Source organism: Bacillus sp. OK048, assembly GCF_900103525.1.
Lineage (GTDB): Bacteria > Bacillota > Bacilli > Bacillales > Cytobacillaceae > Neobacillus.
On sequence record NZ_FNHN01000004.1, the window covers coordinates 274,521 to 293,331 of the forward strand.

At 38.8% G+C, this 18,811-nt stretch carries 18 protein-coding genes and 1 riboswitch; of the genes, 2 read left to right on the forward strand and 16 right to left on the reverse strand.

The window, feature by feature from the left end; genetic code table 11:
- Nucleotides 1-39 precede the first annotated feature (39 nt).
- The 5 genes from licT to BLR86_RS09915 all read right to left on the reverse strand — a co-directional run bounded on the left by licT (nucleotide 40) and on the right by BLR86_RS09915 (nucleotide 4,324).
- Entirely contained in the window at nucleotides 40-888 is an 849-nt protein-coding gene (gene licT, locus BLR86_RS09895) for a BglG family transcription antiterminator LicT (protein ID WP_090760830.1), read from the reverse strand.
- A 237-nt stretch (nucleotides 889-1,125) separates the two neighbouring features.
- A complete protein-coding gene (locus BLR86_RS09900) occupies nucleotides 1,126-1,677 on the reverse strand; it encodes an ECF transporter S component (RefSeq protein ID WP_090760832.1) in 552 nt (183 codons plus the stop codon).
- A gap of 67 nt (nucleotides 1,678-1,744) precedes the next feature.
- Complete coding sequence (locus BLR86_RS09905) at nucleotides 1,745-2,587, reverse strand: energy-coupling factor transporter transmembrane component T family protein (protein ID WP_090760834.1); 843 nt, start codon at nucleotides 2,585-2,587, stop codon at nucleotides 1,745-1,747.
- Nucleotides 2,580-3,464, reverse strand: coding sequence for an energy-coupling factor transporter ATPase (locus BLR86_RS09910; RefSeq protein WP_090760835.1), 885 nt, complete (start codon nucleotides 3,462-3,464; stop codon nucleotides 2,580-2,582). The genes BLR86_RS09905 and BLR86_RS09910 overlap by 8 nt, the downstream gene beginning before the upstream one ends.
- A complete protein-coding gene (locus tag BLR86_RS09915; RefSeq protein ID WP_090760837.1) occupies nucleotides 3,464-4,324 on the reverse strand; it encodes an energy-coupling factor transporter ATPase in 861 nt (286 codons plus the stop codon). Before BLR86_RS09915 ends, BLR86_RS09910 begins: the two co-directional genes overlap by 1 nt.
- A 287-nt stretch (nucleotides 4,325-4,611) precedes the next feature.
- A riboswitch (PreQ1 riboswitch) is annotated at nucleotides 4,612-4,656 on the forward strand.
- A 7-nt stretch (nucleotides 4,657-4,663) separates the two neighbouring features.
- On the opposite strand from BLR86_RS09915, the gene BLR86_RS09920 reads away from it, so the two are divergent.
- A complete protein-coding gene (locus tag BLR86_RS09920; RefSeq protein WP_090760839.1) occupies nucleotides 4,664-5,149 on the forward strand; it encodes a QueT transporter family protein in 486 nt (161 codons plus the stop codon).
- A gap of 51 nt (nucleotides 5,150-5,200) precedes the next feature.
- On the opposite strand, the gene BLR86_RS09925 is transcribed toward BLR86_RS09920, so the two are convergent.
- The 9 genes from BLR86_RS09925 to BLR86_RS09965 form a co-directional block, all read right to left on the reverse strand.
- The gene (locus tag BLR86_RS09925; protein ID WP_090760840.1) at nucleotides 5,201-5,992 is read right to left on the reverse strand and encodes a response regulator transcription factor; all 792 of its coding nucleotides are present in this window, start codon (nucleotides 5,990-5,992) and stop codon (nucleotides 5,201-5,203) included.
- A 19-nt stretch (nucleotides 5,993-6,011) separates the two neighbouring features.
- Entirely contained in the window at nucleotides 6,012-6,566 is a 555-nt protein-coding gene (locus tag BLR86_RS09930; protein WP_090760841.1) for a sensor histidine kinase, read from the reverse strand.
- A 255-nt stretch (nucleotides 6,567-6,821) separates the two neighbouring features.
- The gene (larC, locus tag BLR86_RS09935; RefSeq protein ID WP_090760843.1) at nucleotides 6,822-7,295 is read right to left on the reverse strand and encodes a nickel pincer cofactor biosynthesis protein LarC2; all 474 of its coding nucleotides are present in this window, start codon (nucleotides 7,293-7,295) and stop codon (nucleotides 6,822-6,824) included.
- 176 nt (nucleotides 7,296-7,471) lie between these two features.
- Nucleotides 7,472-8,413 (reverse strand): nickel pincer cofactor biosynthesis protein LarC, encoded by a 942-nt coding sequence (locus BLR86_RS09940; protein ID WP_090760845.1) that lies wholly within the window; start codon nucleotides 8,411-8,413, stop codon nucleotides 7,472-7,474.
- On the reverse strand, nucleotides 8,394-9,164 hold the full coding sequence (gene larB / locus BLR86_RS09945; RefSeq protein WP_090760847.1) for a nickel pincer cofactor biosynthesis protein LarB: 771 nt from the start codon (nucleotides 9,162-9,164) through the stop codon (nucleotides 8,394-8,396). The genes BLR86_RS09940 and larB overlap by 20 nt, the downstream gene beginning before the upstream one ends.
- Before the next feature lie 175 nt (nucleotides 9,165-9,339).
- Entirely contained in the window at nucleotides 9,340-10,812 is a 1,473-nt protein-coding gene (locus tag BLR86_RS09950; RefSeq protein WP_090760849.1) for a gluconokinase, read from the reverse strand.
- A gap of 89 nt (nucleotides 10,813-10,901) precedes the next feature.
- The gene (gene larE, locus BLR86_RS09955; RefSeq protein WP_090760851.1) at nucleotides 10,902-11,702 is read right to left on the reverse strand and encodes an ATP-dependent sacrificial sulfur transferase LarE; all 801 of its coding nucleotides are present in this window, start codon (nucleotides 11,700-11,702) and stop codon (nucleotides 10,902-10,904) included.
- A gap of 79 nt (nucleotides 11,703-11,781) precedes the next feature.
- Nucleotides 11,782-12,552, reverse strand: a complete 771-nt coding sequence (locus BLR86_RS09960) for an SDR family oxidoreductase (RefSeq protein ID WP_090760853.1) — start codon at nucleotides 12,550-12,552, stop codon at nucleotides 11,782-11,784.
- Between the two features lie 18 nt (nucleotides 12,553-12,570).
- Nucleotides 12,571-13,839, reverse strand: a complete 1,269-nt coding sequence (locus BLR86_RS09965; RefSeq protein WP_090760855.1) for a nickel pincer cofactor-dependent isomerase, group 22 — start codon at nucleotides 13,837-13,839, stop codon at nucleotides 12,571-12,573.
- A 263-nt stretch (nucleotides 13,840-14,102) separates the two neighbouring features.
- Between BLR86_RS09965 and BLR86_RS09970 the strand changes: the two genes are divergently transcribed.
- Nucleotides 14,103-15,281 carry an ROK family transcriptional regulator gene (locus BLR86_RS09970; RefSeq protein ID WP_090760856.1) on the forward strand — a complete coding sequence of 393 codons (1,179 nt, stop codon included), beginning with the start codon at nucleotides 14,103-14,105 and terminating at the stop codon, nucleotides 15,279-15,281.
- A 449-nt stretch (nucleotides 15,282-15,730) separates the two neighbouring features.
- Here BLR86_RS09970 and gndA read toward each other — a convergent pair whose 3' ends face one another.
- A complete protein-coding gene (gene gndA, locus BLR86_RS09975; RefSeq protein ID WP_090760857.1) occupies nucleotides 15,731-17,143 on the reverse strand; it encodes an NADP-dependent phosphogluconate dehydrogenase in 1,413 nt (470 codons plus the stop codon).
- A 219-nt stretch (nucleotides 17,144-17,362) separates the two neighbouring features.
- Nucleotides 17,363-18,766, reverse strand: a complete 1,404-nt coding sequence (gene uxaC, locus BLR86_RS09980; RefSeq protein WP_090760858.1) for a glucuronate isomerase — start codon at nucleotides 18,764-18,766, stop codon at nucleotides 17,363-17,365.
- Between the last annotated feature and the right edge of the window lie 45 nt (nucleotides 18,767-18,811).

The window sequence follows — 18,811 nt, forward strand, 5'->3', positions numbered from 1 at the left end:
ATACGCTTTCATAAAGTGTCAACGTTTTCACTATGGAATTTATTTCATCTTATGGCGATTTGTTACGCGATGAATATGTACGGTTAAATAAATTTCTTCATCCTTGGTTAGACTCCAATTAAATTGATGCTCCAAATAATTAGCAATCTTTTCAGTACAAGTATTTGCCTCTGGATATTTTAGTTTAATCTGCTCGGAAAAGAATTCATCCACCGTTTCTACCAATTTCTCTTTACGGGCAAAACGGATGGCAAAAAAGCGAAGATGTGTTAAAAACCGTTCATAATTAATGGATTTCTCGTCCAATTCCATTTTGAAATGGTATTTTACAATGTTCAGGATCGTATTGACCATCTCGGTAATTTGCACGGCCGCTGCCATATTCTCACCTGATAATTGACTATTGACTAAATGCAGTGCAATGGATGCTGCTTCATCCTCCCCTAGTGCAATAGCTGTTTCTTTTTCAATAATTTCGAGGGCCATTAAGGCAATTTGAAACTCCTGCTTATAGTATTTACGAATTTCCCAGAGCATTGGATTTTTCAAATGAATTCCTTGGTTATGCCTGCTTATCGCAAAGCTGATGTGATCGGTTAGCGCAACATATAAATATTCATCCAATTTGTAAGGAAGATGGGACTGCGCATATTCCAAAATTTTCGCAGAAATGTTTAAGTATTTCTCTGAGGTATCACGCAATAACTTTGCCAGTTTTTCAGACATTCCATGGGTCTCCAAAACGAATGTCTTCTCAATATTAGAAGGATCGATGGTCCCTCCTACTTTTTTCTGAAAAGCCAATCCCCTCCCCATCACGACAATTTCCTGATTCAATTCATTATGCGATACAATTACATTATTGTTTAAAATTTTCAGTATTTCCATTTCCACTCGCCCTTGATTGAATTATTTTGTAAACCAACCTTAAACATAAAAAACCTAAATTTGCCAGTAGAATACCATTAAAGATATTCTATCACAAATTTAGGTTTTGCCTGCCGAACAGTAACAACCCATTTATTATAAAACTAGTTACTATTATTTTTACTATTACATAATATACTTGTCAATAGGTGAGTTATGACCTAGGGTAATAGGATTGGAATAAATATGGAGACTCTTCTATAGATCCTCTGAAATTTTAGATTTCTTCCCCTTACCAATTTGCTTCCACGCCAAGACGACAGCTAGCGTTACAATCGTGCCAACAATCGCTTCAGGGATTCCACTTGTGATGGCAACCGTCCATGCCACTCCAGCTGCCATATAGCCTCTCACGACGGCCATAGTTAAAACAAGTACGGTATTGGTCAAGGTCCCTAAAAATGCAGCCGTACCAATAGCAACATATTCACTTTTTTTGCGAAGTCCAACATAGACAAGCCAGGCAATAACCCCAATAAAAAGACGTGGCAGAATGGCCACTAACGGATCTTTAAATAGGGGGACCGTTGCATTTAAGAAAGACGAAACACCAAAGATGAGTCCAACAATTGCCCCAACAACTGGTCCCTGCATAATCCCCCCAATAATTGCAGGAATATGCATGATGGTTGCATTTCCAGCTGCTGTTGGTACAGGAATATATCCGATTCGGGTTACTCCTAAAAGAATGGCAATCGCCCCAAGGACACCAGCAATAACAATATTTCTAACCGTTAAGGAACCCTTCATTAAATTTCTCCCCTTTTACTATTTCTAATAGGCTATTTTCTTGAACTTTGTTACTCCTTGTAGCCTTCTAATATGGAAACGGATAAAAAAGTAATAGAATTGATACGATCAACCCAATCACTAAAACGATATAATCCCGTCCGAGCGCTTTGTAAACAGAATAGGCACTTCTTTCATTCCCCGGTGTATAGCAGCGCGATTCCATGGCTAAGATAAGATCCTCTGCCCTTGATAATGCGATTGTAAATAAAGGAATAATAATGGGAAACATATCCTTTGTCCTCTGAATGATTCTCCACCATTCCCCTGAACCGAAGTCAGCCCCTCTTGAGGCTTGCGCCTTCATCATTTTTTCCATCTCAATCGCAAAGGTTGGCACAAAACGAATCGCAATCGTAATAATTAATGATAGTTCATGGACAGGAAATCTCACTTTCTTCAATGGGCTTAAGAGACTTTGGATGGCATGGGTTAATTCAGTTGTTGAAGTTGATAAAGTTAGAACACTGCTTAATAAAATGATTTCTACAAAACGCACAGCTGACACAATCACTAATCGAATACTTTCACTCGTGATCAAGATGAACCCAAACTTAAAGAATACAGTCCCGCCCGAAAAGACATTACCTTGAAAGATAAGTTGTAGCACACCTAAAATAATGATAAAGGGAATAGCCGGCTTGATGCCAGATAACCCATAACTGATTGGTATTTTGGATGCCCAGAATAAATAGATAGATAATAGCAGACCGAAAGCATTTCCTAAATAACTAGTGTTAAGTGCTATCGCTATAACCAGAATCGTGAACAGTAACAGCTTTATTCTCGGGTCTAGCCGATGAATAAAAGAAGCAGTCGGCACGTATTGACCAATCGTAATATTTCGTGATAAATCAAATTCACTAGCCATGATTCTCCACCTCTCCATTGGCGAGAACCTTTATGATTTCGTTCGCTGCTTCCGAAACCGTAAAGGCAGCAGTATTTACATTGTATCCCAGGTCTTTTAGCCGGTATAAAACCTGAACAGTCTCAGGTGTTCCAATTTGGAAACGCTGTAATTGATCCTTGTCCGTAAAAATAGTTTCTGGCGTACCTGATAATACATCAGAACCATCGGCCATTACATACACTCTGTCAGCTAAATATGCGACTTCTTCCATATTGTGCGAAACAAAAATAACTGTTAGGTTTTCCATTTTATTTAAGAACTTAATCTTATCAAGCAGCTCATTTCGAGACCTTGGATCTAGACCTGCTGTCGGTTCATCGAGAACTAAAATCTTAGGCTTTAGCGCTAGGATTCCTGCCAGTGCAACTTTACGCTTCTGCCCGCCGCTTAAGGCAAATGTTTGCCTATCTTTCATTTCCTCAAAATTTAAGCCAACCATATCCATCGCCCATTTAACCCGTTCCCTCACTTCCTTTAAAGGCAAACCAAGTTTAAAGGGACCATAGGCAATGTCATCGCCAATTAATTTTTCAAAAATTTGGTCCTCTGGATTTTGAAAAACAAGTCCAACTTTTCTCCGTAACGTCTTTATGTCAATTCGTTTTTTCGATAAATCGATGCCATCGATGATGACTTTCCCTGAATCAGGGCGAATGAGGCCATTAAAATGCTGGATTAGAGTAGATTTCCCTGAACCGGTGTGGCCAATAATGGCAATACATTCCCCCTCATTAACCACCATGCTTGTCCCCTTCAGGGCTTTATGCTCCATCGGGGTTCCTTTCATGTAGGTGTGAGATAAATTTTCTATTTCTATAACCGGATGCCTAGGCATCAGACCATCTCCCCGCTCCTTGCTTGTGATACTCTATTTACTTCATTAATAAGTTCATCCTCCTGGATTAACTCTTTTGAAAATGACGGAATTTGATTATGGATGATATCAGCCATCTGGCTAATGGCTGGTACATCTAATTGCAGATCCATAAGTACTTGTTTATGTTTAAAAATTTCTTGAGGTGTTCCGTCCATAACAATTTTCCCATCTTCAACCACAATAATCCGATCTGCTTCTGCTGCCTCTGACATCCGATGGGTTACGGTAATAATTGTCATCCCCATCTTATTCATTTTTCGCATTGCCTGTAGGACTTCATTTCTGCCAAAGGTATCAAGCATGCTTGTAGATTCGTCGAATACGATGCAATCCGGCTGCATCGCCAGGACTCCAGCGATTGCGACTCTTTGTTTTTGTCCACCAGATAAGTGGTGTGGCGGCCTTTTTCTAAACTCCGTCATTTTCACAACCTCTAACGCTTCGTCAATTCTTTGTTTCATCTCTGCTCTTGGTACACCAATATTTTCTAGCCCAAACGCTACGTCCTCCTCCACAATGGTCGCAACGATTTGATTATCAGGATGTTGAAAGACCATTCCAACCGCTTTCCGAATGGCTAGTTTCTTGCTCTCGTCCTTCGTATTGTGACCCTGCACCCAAACATCCCCTGAACCTGGTGTTAACAGCCCATTTAAATGCTTGGATAATGTTGATTTCCCAGAACCATTGTGACCGATAATCGCCACATATTCACCTGGATAAATTGAGAAAGAGACATTTTTCAGAACAGATACGGAAGAGTTTTCATTGATTTTATATGTAAATGATACATCTTTTAACGCAATAATGGGTTCCATCTAGTCCCCCTCACTTCTACTTTATTAATATTCTGAATATTATTCAATCATAGTAATGATTCATAAGAAATATAATAGCATGAAGTCTTAAGCGGGGGTATCCTGAAGTATAAATTTATTATAACATTGTATGAGTCTGGCGAGATTTCATTTTTACTTTTAGATTGTACAAAGGTAGGAAATTTATCCAATACCCTTCCATAAAGTAAACTTTATGGATATATTTGTGTAATACAATCTTTCCATTGACTAGTAGATTCATATATATTACTATAATATCTTGCCGATAAAACGTGGTTCGAGAACCTCCCACGTAAAAAAACTAAGGAGATACTAAATATGAAAATAAAAACACTTGTCGTAAACGCGATTTTGGCTGCTTTATATATTGCTGTATCCGGGCTAATCGCACCCTTCGGCTTCACAAATATTCAATTCCGTGTATCCGAAATGTTTAACCATCTAGTCGTGTTCAATAAAAAGTACATTCTCGGAATCATTTTAGGAGTATTTTTCAGCAATCTTTTCTTTTCGCCACTAGTCGCTTATGACCTAGTTTTTGGAGTTGGTCAATCCGTATTAGCGTTATCCATCACGATCATTTCTGCACGCTTTATTAAAGGTATTTGGGCTCGAATGATTGTGAATACGGTAGTTTTCACCATAACGATGTTCATCATTGCCTTTGAATTAAACCTGGCATTTGAATGGCCATTCTTATTTACTTGGCTGACTGTAGCTACAGGGGAATTTGTCGTAATGGCTATAGGTATGCCGATTATGTATTTTATTAACAAACGTGTTAATTTCGAAAAAAGAGTGTAGATAAATAAAAAGAAGAGCTGGGGCATGTGGGTAACCTTGTTCCAGCTCTTTTTAGATTCCTGAATCCACCGTTGAACCTCTATTTGTTTTACTTTCCCCCTTTTTCATATGGTTATTTCGAAACTCGGATGGTGAGCATCCCACTACTTTCTTAAAATTATTACTAAAGTAGGCTAGATCAGAATATCCAACTCTTTCTGCAATTTCAGACATTCTTAAGCTTGTATTTTGCAATAACCGTTTACCTTCTTCAATACGCAGTTCTGTAATATAATCTACAAACTTTTTATTAAGCTGTTGTTTAAACAGTTGGCTAAGGTAACTTGGATTAATATGAATACTCTCTGCTGCTTCTTTTAAAGTAATTTGATCGAGCGGTGTTTTCTTTATATAGTCCATGACTCTTTCAATCGTTGATAAAGGAAGGGTTTCTTTTTCAGGAATCGAAGTCTCGCTCATTTTAACTTGATTACCTTTTTTATTTAACCATTTCTCCAGACAAACTTTTATTTCTGTCTCTTCAATCGGTTTAAGAAGGTAGTCGGTGACACCGCTCCGCATGGCTTGTTGAATAAATTGAAACTCATCATGGACCGATATGACAATAACATCAAATTCACCATTTAAACCACTAAGTTCCTTAACCAAAGCAATACCGTCCATAATTGGCATTCGAATATCCGTTAGGATCAAATCTACTTCATTTATTTTAATCCAATCCAATGCTTCCAACCCATTATTGCATTCATGAACAACCTGTAAAGGAAGATTCAATTTATTTATTGTCCACTTTAAAGCAGTACGAACCCATCTCTCATCGTCCACTAACAAGATTTTTTTCATCCAATCACCCCTTCTGCGTTTATTTTTCCGTTATCGGCAGATACATCTCGACCACTGTTCCCCTACCCTCTTGACTCTTAATTCTTAAGCCATAATCCGCTCCAAACACATAATGAATCCTTTGATGGACATTTAAAATACCAATTTTATTCCCATCAGAGTTTGTAACTTTTTGGTCAGTCTTTTTTGTAAGTGCCGCTAAAGTATGGTTAGGAATTCCAGCACCAGTATCTTCTACTAAGATTGCATAAGTCGACTCTGAATGGAGAATAGCTGTTATCTTAATCTTGAACTTTTGGATCATTTGGCCATAGGCATGAACAAAGCAATTTTCCACTAAAGGTTGCAATGAAAATTTTACAATTTGAAAATCCATTGCCCACTCCGGTATATCAATCTCATACTCAAATCGGTCATCAAACCGAAATTTCTGTATCTGGAGATAGGTCTGACAAAACTTAATTTCTTCTCTTAAGCTAACGGTTGATGAATTATTTTTAAGATTGTAACGGAGAAGCTTTGCAAGGGAAAAAGACATGGTTGCAATATCTTCCTGACCTTCTTCTAAGGCCATTCCTCTAATGGAAATGCTGTTTTTTTAGAAGAATTTGTGATTTTTTTAGGGTTTTGATTTAAAGAAAGCCCTTTCTTTTATTTAGAAGTGTGGGAAATGAGGTAATCTCGTGTTTGTTTGTTTAATGAACTAATTTAAAAATCAGTTTAGCATTCCTGTTCGTTTTGGTCAATATTGCTTCAAGTTGATAAAAATAAAACGAGATTGCCCAAATTTGGACAGTCTCGTTTTATTTTGAAATATATAAGTGGACGTTTATTTTTTGTTATCTAAAGCCTTCCAAACCTGTTCATAAACCTTCTTTAACGGTACATCCTGGTGCTGTGCTATGCTCTTACATTCCTCATACTCTGGTGACCGTTGCACGACTTGTCCATTTAGGATTCCTTCTTTTACGGTGATCGGTCCCCACTCTGTGTTAGCTTGTGTAAATACTCTTTCCAAGCGGTGCACAGTTAACGGATAATAACGTACCCCCAGTGTTGTTGTCTCTTTAAAAAGGATTTCTTTCATCTTAGGTACATTTTCAAGGGAGCAGAGTAATTGAAGCAAAATTGCAGGTCGGTTTTTTTTCATATAAATTGGGGTGTAAAAGACATCATTAGCCCCCGCCTCGAAAAGTAAGTCCATCACATAACCCAGCCATTCTCCTGGGATATTATCAAGGTTTACTTCCATCTTGATCATTTGGTCATCTATGTGTTCATGATTAGGAGGGTGAGAATTCATTCGAGTAACTCCTCTCACTTGAGATTTTTCAAATGGATTTGGGTCACTATAAGGGGTCTATAGTTACCGAGTGCTTGATTCGAAATGGATTTGGGTCACTATAACAGGCCTATAGTGATCCAAATCTAAATGCGTTATTGAAAACGGCATTAAGTAGAGGCAACCAGTATGTAACCTTATTCACCGATAATAATCCGCACAACATTAGGATGGTCCTTAAATGTTTTGGTTCCTGCCCCATACCCAATTGAGCTTACTTTCATTGAAGGGATAGAGCAAAATTCTTCTGCTAGGACTGCGACGATCGCTGCACCAGTTGGCGTTGTAAGCTCAAATCTAACCTCCGAATGTTCAATCGGAACCCCCTTCAATATTTCGAGTGTTGCAGGGGCTGGTACTGGATAGATCCCATGGTCGATTTGAATTTTTCCCGTTCCAACTGGAATCGGAGATGATTTGATTACTGATATTTTTAATTGATCAATTAGAATCGCTGTTCCAATAATATCAATAATTGAATCTACCGCACCCACCTCATGGAAATGAACTTGTTCCAAAGGAACTCCATGTATAAGTCCTTCAGCTTCACCAATTTTTTTAAAAATCTTCAAGGAGGTTTCTTTTACTTGTTGAGAAAAGTCAGCCTCTTCAATTAATCTTACAATATCCTGATAGGAGCGGTGATCATGGTGATGATCATGGGTATGCGTGTGTCCATGGTCATGATCGTGGTCATGGGTATGTCCGTGTCCATGGTCATGATCGTGGTCATGGGTATGTCCGTGTTCATGGTCATGTCCGTGTCCATGGTCATGATCGTGGTCATGGGTATGCGTGTGTCCATGGTCATGGTCGTGGTCATGGGTATGTCCGTGTACATGATCATGATCGTGGTCATAGTGGTTATGCTGAAGTTGATTCAACAGCACCACATCAAACTTTGTACTTGTTATCCCGTTCTTTACAACCTTTTTCCATTTCAATTCATATTCATCTTCAATATGCAGCTTCTTTAATTCCTCTACCAATTTTACTGGGTCGGCACCAGCGTCAATGAGCGCGCCAATGACCATATCCCCGCTGACTCCTGAAAAACAATCAAAATAAAGTGTCTTCATTTCTTTCCCCTTTGTGCGCAAGTTGATGAATTAATACCGCGTTATATCCCCCGCCAAAGCCATTATCAATATTGACAACACTAATTCCGGAAGCGCATGAATTCAGCATCGTTAACAATGCTGATAGCCCGTTAAAATTTGCCCCATAGCCGACACTTGTCGGAACGGCAATTACAGGATGAGATACGAGTCCGCCAACAACACTCGGAAGCGCCCCTTCCATCCCAGCAACAACTACTGAAACGGTAGCATTTTGAATTTCTTCAGCATGATTCAATAGACGATGAATTCCCGCTACGCCCACATCATAGATACGATGGACGTTGCTTCCTAATATCTCTGCGGTAACAGCTGCCTCTTCTGCCACTCTTAAATCAGAAGTGCCTGCTGCGATTACAGCTATGTATCCATGAGAGTTAACTTTGGTGTTTTCTTGGTTTTTCCAAAAAAGTATTTGGGCAACTTCATGATAGGTAAAATCAGGACATTCAAGTTGAACAGCTGCTGCCTTTTCTTTCGAAATTCTTGTTACCATGACCTGATTATTTCTTGCCCTTAATGCCTGAATAATCGATATGATTTGTTCAGTTGTTTTCCCTTCACCATAGACAACTTCCGGAAAACCCTGGCGTTTCTTCCGGTGATGATCAACCTTTGCAAATCCCAGATTTTCAAAAGTTGCTAATTGCTCTTTTGCTTCCGCAATACTGAGGGCCCCTTTTTGAACTTGTTTTAAAATTTCTTCAAGCACAGTACTCCCCCTTTATTAATCTAGTTAGTGGTCTCACAGTTTACGTTTCCATTCACGGTTTAAGATTCAAAAACACCTCATGAGACCCATTTTCACTTTTTCATCAGCGTCTTAGGCTTCATGAACTCTTCATGAGGCCGGAAACACTTTGTAAACTCAGTTCACACGTACATCTTTAAAAAAACTTCACCATGTCCTTAACCAGCTTTTCATAGTTATCGTAGATAGCTTTGTATACTTTACTGTTTTCTTTATTTGGTAATACTGCATTTCCCATCGGAATGTTCTTCTTTATCTCTTCAAATGAATCCACTTTACCAATTCCCACTAAAGCAGTCCACGCAGCGCCCCATGCGGCACTATGATGGCTTTCAGAAACATAAATTTCTGCTTCAAAGATATCTGCCATCATTTGCAGCCAAAGTGGAGATCTAGCCAATCCACCGTTCACGTAGATTTTTTCCGGCTCACCGGCTAACCTTTCCAGCGCCTTACCGATTTGATAGAGATTTAACGTGATACCCTCAAGTACAGCTCGGATAAAATGTTCTTTTTTATGAGTAATCGAAACCCCATAAAAATTGCCCTTTGCCCGCTGATTCCAAATAGGAGCTCTCTCGCCATTTAAATATGGTAGAAATAGAATTCCGTCAGCTCCTGGAGCAACTTTTTCTGCGTCAGCCAGGAAATCCGTAAAACTTCTACTATCATTTAATAGATCCTTCAACCATTGTAAGACAATACCGCCATTGTTTGTTGGACCACCTACAATCGAGGTATCAGCTGTAAAGGAGTAACAAAATGTTTCTTGATTTTCATCAATTTTTACTCCTTTGTTAAATTGCCTAATCGCTCCGCTTGTACCAACGGATACGGCAACTTCCCCAGGAAGGATAGCGCCAATTCCTAGATTTGATAACTGACCATCCGCTGCACCCATAACAAACGGCATTTCTTGATTAATTCCCATTTCATCGGCAACTTCTCTTTTAAGACCTGATAGCACTTTGGTAGGGGGAACAATTTCAGAAAGCTGTTCTTTGGAAATTCCCGTCATCTCCAATACCTCTGGCTCCCAATCAAGTGTAGCGGGATTAAATAAGCCTGTAGCGGACGCCATCGAATAATCAATCATTCTTACACCAAACCAGGACAGGATCAAATATTCCTTGATTGACATAAAATAAACAGCTTCTTTGTAGGGCTTATAGCTTGTCTCTTTCATCCATAATAACTTACTAAATGGGGTCATCGGATGAATAGGTGTTCCTGTTTTAGAATAAATGCTGCTGCCAATAGTTTTTTTCACAGCTTCTGCCTGGGCATAACTTCTCCCATCTGCCCATATGATCGCTGGGGAAATTGGACTGCCATCCCCATTCACACATAAAAGTGAATGCATGGCTGCTGAAAATCCTAGTGTAATTAGTTCATCCTTACCAATGGAGGCTTTTTCAACAGCTTCCTTAATTGCCACAACGGCAGACCGCTCTATTTCAACTGGATCTTGTTCGGACCAGCCCTGTTCTGGATAATGAAAGCTGTTCATTTTTTCAACTTCAGAAATTAATTTTCCATTTATGTCAAAAATACACGCTTTCACACTTGTAGTCCCAATATCAAGTCCCATTACAAACTCTCTTGACATACTCATCTTCCTTTTCAACTTTCATTTATGCGAAAACAGCCTTAGTAGAAAAGGCTTTGGAAATTTCCAAAGCCTCCTGTTTTAAGTAATTACGTTAATACCTTGTTCATACTTCCGCTCTGATATCCAAGTAAATCTAAAGTAATATATTTGTATCCATACTCTTGAAGCTTTCGAACAATCAAATCATGATTTTCTAAAACAGTCTTCATGTCGTTTGGTTCTACCTCAATCCGAGCAATTTCATCATGGGTTCGAACACGCACTTGGCGGATTTGCAGGCTTTTTAAAAAGCTTTCCGCTTTTTCAACCTTCGTTAACTTTTCTTTCGTAATGTACTCACCGTAGGCAATCCTTGAAGATAAACAAGCAAAGGAAGGTTTATCCCATGTTGGTAAATCAAACTGCTGGGAAAGCTCTCTGATTTCCTGTTTAAATAAATTCGCCTCTAAAAGAGGACCGCGAATTCCCTTTTCCTTAGCTGCTTGCATGCCTGGTCGATGTTCATTCATATCATCAGCAATGACTCCATAAACGACATTTCGGAATCCCTTTTCTTCCATTACCGGAAGTAGATGATCGAATAAGCTACTCTTACAAAAGTAACAACGGTTTCTGTTATTCTCGGCATATCCAGGAATCGCTAATTCAGATGTCTCAATAACTTGGTGCCTGACGCCGATTTTTTCAGCTAGTACTCTTGCTTCTTCAAGTTCACTAGATGGATAGGTTTCTGAATCTGCAGTGACCGCAAGGACTCGTTCTGTACCTAATGTTTCAACTGCAGCCTTTAGTAAAAACGTACTATCCACACCGCCTGAGAATGCGACAACGACTGTTTCCATTTCACGGAGAATAGACTGTAATTTATTATATTTGTCTGTAAGCATTGTCTCATCTCCCTTACAACATTTCTATCTATATTCACTATTTAACATATTATATGGACAACTTTCATATGTCCAAGAATTAAATTGTCATGCTGCCAAATCCGCCATCTACGCGAATAAGGGAGCCAGTTACAAAGCTAGAAGCTTTATCAGAAGCGAGCCAAACAGTAGCTCCTTGAAGCTCCTCCGCTTCCCCAAAGCGGTTCATTGGCGTATGTCTCATAATAGATTCAATACGTTCTTTATCTAAAATTTTACGATTTTGTTCTGCAGGGAAGAATCCAGGGATAATTGCATTTACACGAATTCCGTTAGGAGCAAATTCCCGCGCTAAAAATTGTGTTACACTGTTGAGCCCTGCTTTTGATACGGAGTAAGTAAATACTCTTGAAAGTGGTGTAGTGGATGATACAGACGAAATATTTATGATACTGCCTTTTCGATCCTGTTCAATCATTTTCTTTGCAAAAATCTGACAAGTTAAAATGATGCCCTTTAAGTTAATATCCATGATTTTATCGTATTCATCCATACCCAGGTCAAAAAATGGTGTGGCGCTATTGGTTCCAGGAGCATTCAAAAGGATATCCCAGCCGCCAGACCATTGTTCAATTTCATTTGCAGCCTGTTCCAAAGAATCCTTAGAACTAACATCTGCTTGGAATGCCTTAGCTTCTCCACCATTCTCCTTAATTTCTTTTACGACTGCTTCAGCTGTTTCTAAATTACGACCAACAATCGCAACCTTGGCACCATGTGCAGCCAAGCCTTTTGCCATCGCTGACCCTAAAACTCCATTTCCCCCAACTGCTACCGCTGTTTTTCCCGCTAAATCAAATAAATTTGTCATGTTCAACTCTCCCTATTTTTAATATAAATTTCCGTTCTCATCAAACGGTAAATCATAAAGATCTGAAATTAGTTCCATATTTGGATGTTGTTTAACATATTCGACTAAGGCCTCTGATACTTCAATCTCGCTTAGCTCTAGCGTATTTTTAATCCGGACCATTTTTACTTTTGTAAAGTCCAAAATATTACTTGTTTTAACCGCCGCTTGGATGGCTTCACGATCATTCGGTAATGTTGTAGCGATTTTGGTTGGTGCTACAACCGTTGAGGTCAGGCCGTTAGCATAGGTTACTTCAAGGTCCATTCTGTCTACTAACCGATTAGTCGTAAAATCAGCCGTTCCAACGCCATTGGCATTTCCCTCCGTTTGTGGAGTGAGACCTAGAACAACCATTTTGTTAACATCTGGTCCGCCATGTGCATATGGAGTAGGATAACGTCCAGTTATATTCGGATCCATCCCATCACCAGAGATATTCTTGCCGATTTGATCAATGACTAGGACTTCTAGTTGTTCAAAAAATAGTTTTGGTAAAAGTTCTTTCGCTTTTGTCTGCAGATCAGCTTCTTTTTCAATAATTTCTTCTGGAGAAAGGACATCGACGGCTGCAATTTTATCAAATGCATTTTCAATTGTTGCCACTCCAAATAGCAATGGTTTTTTCTCCATAATCATTTTAGCCATTGCGGGAACATTCTCTGCCATATACTTAAAGCCCAGTTGATGACAGGCCTCTGCTCCTCGTTGCTTACCTAAACCAATACTAATCATTTTCATAATGCCGCTCTCTACTGGCCCACGGAATGCAGTATGCGGCTTCACACGATTAATCACCACAATACCATCTGCTTCTGAAGCAAACTTATCGACATAAACAGGTAGACCGTTTGGTAATTCCCCGAGTTTCACCACTTCCATCGACGAGCGGATCTCACAGCCGGCACTTTCTTCTGTCACACCAAGATGAGCCAGTACTTCTCGTTGCCCTTCCGCAGTCGCACCGCCATGACTTCCCATACTCGGTACAATGAACGGTTTAGCTCCAAGATCCTTTAAGAACTTAACGGTTACGGCAGTTAATTCAACAAGACGGTCAAGGCCACGACTTCCAACTGCAACAGCAATTTCCATTCCAGGTTTGACTGTTGATTTAATATGTTCTTGCTGTAACTTTTCTAACAATGCTGGTTCTAAATCATCAATTTTCGTATTATCAAACTTCACCTTCACTTTTGCCATCTTTGGTACTGGAATATCTTTTAACAAGTCTTGAAGAATGCCCATTTCATTACCTCACTTCTTTTTATACTTTTAAGTGTTCCACAAGGTAGTTTATTCCATGTATGGAAACAAATCTAGTTCCAAACTATTGTCCCCTTGTAATCCCTTTCATAATTCCTTATGTAATGAAAATTATTATCGCAAAACACTTTAATTTGTTTACCAAACAAACTAATTAATAGTATAATATCACTATGATAATATTTTCGTCAAATATTATCTATCGTGAAAAACAATTTTTTTAAAAATAAACAAGGAGGTACAATGTGGTTACTGGAGATGCATCTTTTATAAAAAAGATAAATAAATCGTTAATAATAAGTAAGATTATTGAACATGGCATGATCTCTCGAGCTGATTTAGCCAAAATTACAGGATTAAATAAGGCAACTATTTCTGTACAGGCAGCTGAATTATTAGCGGATGAATTAATTATTGAATCACAGCAAGAGCATAAAAATCTGGGGAGAAGACCCATCATGCTCTCTCTTAACCATCAGGCAGGATTTGCTTTAGGTATTGACCTCGACAAGAAAAATATAACCTTTACCTTATCTGATCTAAATGGTCATCCAGTTAGCATCGATGTGATGGAAATCCAAACATCCGACTACACCGATATTCTCGATTTATTAATAAATCAAATAGAAATATATCAGGAACGTTCGTCTAACACCCGTTACGGTCTTGTAGGAGCAGTGGTGGGCATTCACGGGATTGTAAATAACGATGAAATGATCTATTTTGTCCCCTATCATAAGTGGCATAATAAAAACTTAAAAGAGGATTTACAAAATGGTACCGGTATCAATATCTATGTAGAAAATAATGCGAATCTGTGTTCAGTAGCTGAACGTGTCTACAAACACCATCAAAGCGAGAACCTGCTGTCTGTGAGTTTGTATTCTGGAATTGGGCTTGGGATTATGGTAAAAGGCGAACTGCTCAAGGGATACCATGGATATGCAGGCGAGATTGGTCATATGATTGTAGTCCCTGATGGCGAACCATGCGGCTGTGGTAATTTAGGGTGCTGGGAGCAATATGCTTCAGAATATAGTTTTGTTACACATTTATCTGCGAAAAAAAATAACACCCTGCTGACGTACAGTGACATCTCAAAATGGTTGCTTGAAGCCGAACCTCTTACTTGCATGCAGATGGAACACTATATTAAACACCTATCCATTGGTCTTAATAACATTATTAACCTTTATAATCCGGAAATATTAGTATTGAATAGTGAATTACTGCGTTTATACCCAAATGCACTGAAAGAAATAAAAGCACATATTACCTCTACAGTCGGACATTATAGCGAACTTCTCATTTCTGAATTCGGAAAGAAGGCCTGCAGCATGGGGGCATGTGCACTTGCGATAAAAAACTTTTTAGATATCTCGGACCTTAGATTAACGGACAGTGAAGGACAAAGAGAAGCTTAAAATAGCTGAATCATCGTTTAGCCCTTACCATGATAAGGGCTATTTTTATTTTAAAACTAGGAAAAAAGTGACATTAGGCGAAAAATCGAGAAAAACGTTGAAATACTAAGAAAAAGGCGTATGATATTCGCTTTCATCTTAATTGTTCTCGTTTTCTTGCAGTTTGTTTCCGTTTTCAGCGGCTTTGTGAAAATTTCTCCTTTGCTGGATAATAAAGGTATCAAATAAGAGGAGGAAATTATAATGAAAAAGATACTTGCAGCAATTATTAACAGCATTGAGAAAAACGGAAAGTACATCCCATACGATATAGCTGAACCAATAATGACCAATTCACAAAAATAAAAGTGAATTGGTTTTTTATTTGTAAAAGAATCTTCGTCATTATCCCAATACTTTCTCATCCACAAAAAACCCCAGCAAATAAATGCCAGGGTTCTCCATTCAGATTATTCCATCCAGTTTGTATGGAAAATTCCTTCTTTATCAATCCTTTGGTACGTATGAGCTCCAAAGTAGTCACGTTGTGCCTGCAGGAGATTAGCAGGAAGTGTTTCAGTACGATAGCTGTCATAGTAAGCAATAGCACTTGCAAATGACGGTACAGGAATACCGCGCTCGATCGCTACAGCAAGAACTTGACGTAATGGCTGCTGATAGTTTTCAACGATTTCTTTAAAGTATGGGTCTAATAATAGGTTCCTTAATTCTGGGTCACGATCATACGCATCTTTAATTTTTTGTAGGAATTGAGCACGAATGATACAACCGCCGCGGAAAATCATCGCAATGTCGCCGTAACGAAGATTCCAATCGTATTCCTCTGACGCAGCACGCATTTGGGCAAAACCTTGTGCATAAGAAACAAGTTTGCTCATATACAAAGCTTTACGAACAGCTTCAATTAGTTCTTCTTTGTTGCCATCAAAAGCCTTAACTTCAGGTCCATTAAGAACCTTGCTTGCCTTAACGCGCTCATCCTTCAAAGCAGAAATAAAGCGGGCAAATACGGATTCTGTGATAATTGGAAGTGGAACACCTAAGTCTAAAGCATTTTGGCTTGTCCACTTACCTGTACCCTTTTGACCAGCAGTATCGAGGATTAGGTCAACCATTGGCTTACCTGTTTCTTCATCCACTTTTGTAAAGATATCTGCAGTAATTTCAATTAAATAGCTGTCTAGTTCACCTTTATTCCATTCAGCAAAAACCTCATGAAGCTCTTTCGCATCTAGACCAAGGACATTTTTCAAAATAAAATAAGCCTCACAAATTAATTGCATATCACCATATTCAATTCCGTTATGGACCATTTTTACATAGTGACCTGCACCATTTGGACCAATGTACGTACAGCAAGGGTCGCCTTCTACTTTTGCAGAGATGGCTTCAAGAATAGGCTGAACAAGCTCATAAGCTTCTTTTTTACCGCCAGGCATGATAGAAGGACCTTTTAACGCGCCTTCCTCTCCGCCTGAAACGCCAGTTCCGATGAAATGGAATCCTGCTGTTTCTAGTTCCTTATTACGTCTGATTGTATCCTGGAAGAAAGTATTTCCGCCATCGATTAGGATATCGCCTTCCTCAAGAAATGGCTTTAAAGAATCGATCGTTGCATCTGTTGCAGTACCTGCTTTAACCATTAATAAAATTTTGCGAGGCTTTTCTAAAGAATGAACGAATTCTTCTACTGTTTTAGAACCAACAAAGTTTTTTCCTTCTGCTTCGTTCTTTAAAAATTCTTCGGTCTTTTCATATGAACGATTGAAAACTGCTACAGAATAACCTCTGCTTTCAATATTTAAGGCAAGGTTCTTCCCCATTACAGCTAAACCGACTACACCAATTTGTTGTTTCGTCATTTTTTTCTCTCCTTTATTAGTTTAACAAGAATATTTCGTATTTGAGACAGCCCTTTAACATAACCATAAAATTTAGTTGAAGTCTACCATTAACGGTTACGTAAAATTTAGTCTACTACGCACTAGTGCTAGTTTGCTTCTACGTTATCTTGCTCTTTTTAAAAGAATTTTATATGTAAAAAGGATTGGGGCTATTGGAAACCCCTCCTTTTTTTACTTCTATCTCTGCAAAAAGTACTTTTCTGCATTGTAATAACCAATATTTCTAACCATTTGTTCCATAAACACCATGTCATTAGGTGCCTGCCCTTTTTCCACCCATTCACCTAAAAGGTTACAAAGGATACGACGGAAATAGTCATGACGAGCATAAGATAAGAAGCTTCGTGAATCCGTCAACATACCAATGAAGTGGCTTAATAATCCCACATTTGCAAAATCCTTCATTTGTCTTTCCATCCCATCGATATGGTCAAGGAACCACCAGCCAGAACCTAATTGAACTTTTCCTGGAACACCTTCCTCATAGAAGTTTGCCATCATTCCAGCGAGAACAACATTATCCTTTTGATTTAGGTTAAACAAAATCGTTCTCGGCAAAGCATCCTGTTGATCTAATCCATCTAAGAAACGCGCTATCCCTTCGGCGAAATTAGATTCACCTACTGAGTCAAAGCCAGTATCAGGACCAAGTAAGTTTTTCATTTTCGTATTCGTGCTTCGAAGGGCGCCCATATGAAGCTGCATGACCCATTGTTTTTCTGCATACATTTTGCCAAGCTCTGTTAATAAGAACCACTTATAAGCAGCCACTTCATCATTTGTAAGCTCTTCTCCGCTTAAACGTTTCGCATATAACGCTGCTATTTCTTCTTTTGAGGTTTCAACGTATTCGATTTTTGGAATATCATGGTCCGAAGCGCGTCCACCATTTTCATGGAAGAAATCTACCCGCTGCTTAAGAGCTGCTAAGTATCCATCTAAAGAATCTGTTTTTACTCCAGAAACTTGTTCAAGTTTTTCTGTCCATTCTCGATAACCAGGACGTTCAATGAATAGTGCCCCATCTGGACGGAAGGTTGGCGCAATGATGGTTTGGAATGTTTCATCATTTTTTAGTAATTGATGGAACTCTAAAGTAGAAATAGGATCATCTGTCGTTCCAATAAATTTTACATTTGATTTTTCAATAAATGCTCTTGATCTGTATTCAGGTTGTTGCAGCTTCTGATTACATTCATCAAAGATTTCACGGGCCGTTTCAGGGCTAAGTACTTTATCGATCCCGAAATACATTTTTAGTTCTAAATGTGTCCAATGATAAAGTGGATTTCCAATTAAATGGGGAACCGTTTCTGCCCATGCAGCGAATTTTTCCCAATCTGACGCATCGCCTGTTATAAAGCGCTCACCGATACCATGCATCCTCATCGTACGCCATTTGTAATGGTCTCCACCTAGCCAGATTTCGGTAATACTATTATAGGATTTGTTCTCCCAAACCTCTTGTGGGTTTAGGTGACAATGGAAATCAAAAATTGGTAAGCCTTTGATGGCATGATTGTAAAGATGAACAGCGGTGTCCGAATTTAATAAAAATTGGTCATCTAAGAATGTTTTCATTCAATATCCTCCTAAAATGATATAATATACCTGTAAACCCTTTCA

Excerpts from the sequence above, each read along its gene's own strand:
- BLR86_RS09910 (WP_090760835.1), bottom strand. The coding sequence starts at position 3,464 with ATGCCTAGGCATCCGGTTATAGAAATAGAAAATTTATCTCACACCTAC.
- BLR86_RS09930 (WP_090760841.1), bottom strand. The coding sequence starts at position 6,566 with ATGGCCTTAGAAGAAGGTCAGGAAGATATTGCAACCATGTCTTTTTCC.
- uxaC (WP_090760858.1), bottom strand. The coding sequence starts at position 18,766 with ATGAAAACATTCTTAGATGACCAATTTTTATTAAATTCGGACACCGCT.
- gndA (WP_090760857.1), bottom strand. The coding sequence starts at position 17,143 with ATGACGAAACAACAAATTGGTGTAGTCGGTTTAGCTGTAATGGGGAAG.
- larC (WP_090760843.1), bottom strand. The coding sequence starts at position 7,295 with ATGAATTCTCACCCTCCTAATCATGAACACATAGATGACCAAATGATC.
- BLR86_RS09925 (WP_090760840.1), bottom strand. The coding sequence starts at position 5,992 with ATGAAAAAAATCTTGTTAGTGGACGATGAGAGATGGGTTCGTACTGCT.
- BLR86_RS09940 (WP_090760845.1), bottom strand. The coding sequence starts at position 8,413 with ATGAAGACACTTTATTTTGATTGTTTTTCAGGAGTCAGCGGGGATATG.
- BLR86_RS09960 (WP_090760853.1), bottom strand. The coding sequence starts at position 12,552 with ATGACAAATTTATTTGATTTAGCGGGAAAAACAGCGGTAGCAGTTGGG.
- BLR86_RS09950 (WP_090760849.1), bottom strand. The coding sequence starts at position 10,812 with ATGTCAAGAGAGTTTGTAATGGGACTTGATATTGGGACTACAAGTGTG.
- BLR86_RS09900 (WP_090760832.1), bottom strand. The coding sequence starts at position 1,677 with ATGAAGGGTTCCTTAACGGTTAGAAATATTGTTATTGCTGGTGTCCTT.
- BLR86_RS09965 (WP_090760855.1), bottom strand. The coding sequence starts at position 13,839 with ATGGGCATTCTTCAAGACTTGTTAAAAGATATTCCAGTACCAAAGATG.
- larE (WP_090760851.1), bottom strand. The coding sequence starts at position 11,702 with ATGCTTACAGACAAATATAATAAATTACAGTCTATTCTCCGTGAAATG.
- BLR86_RS09920 (WP_090760839.1), top strand. The coding sequence starts at position 4,664 with ATGAAAATAAAAACACTTGTCGTAAACGCGATTTTGGCTGCTTTATAT.
- BLR86_RS09915 (WP_090760837.1), bottom strand. The coding sequence starts at position 4,324 with ATGGAACCCATTATTGCGTTAAAAGATGTATCATTTACATATAAAATC.
- licT (WP_090760830.1), bottom strand. The coding sequence starts at position 888 with ATGGAAATACTGAAAATTTTAAACAATAATGTAATTGTATCGCATAAT.
- BLR86_RS09905 (WP_090760834.1), bottom strand. The coding sequence starts at position 2,587 with ATGGCTAGTGAATTTGATTTATCACGAAATATTACGATTGGTCAATAC.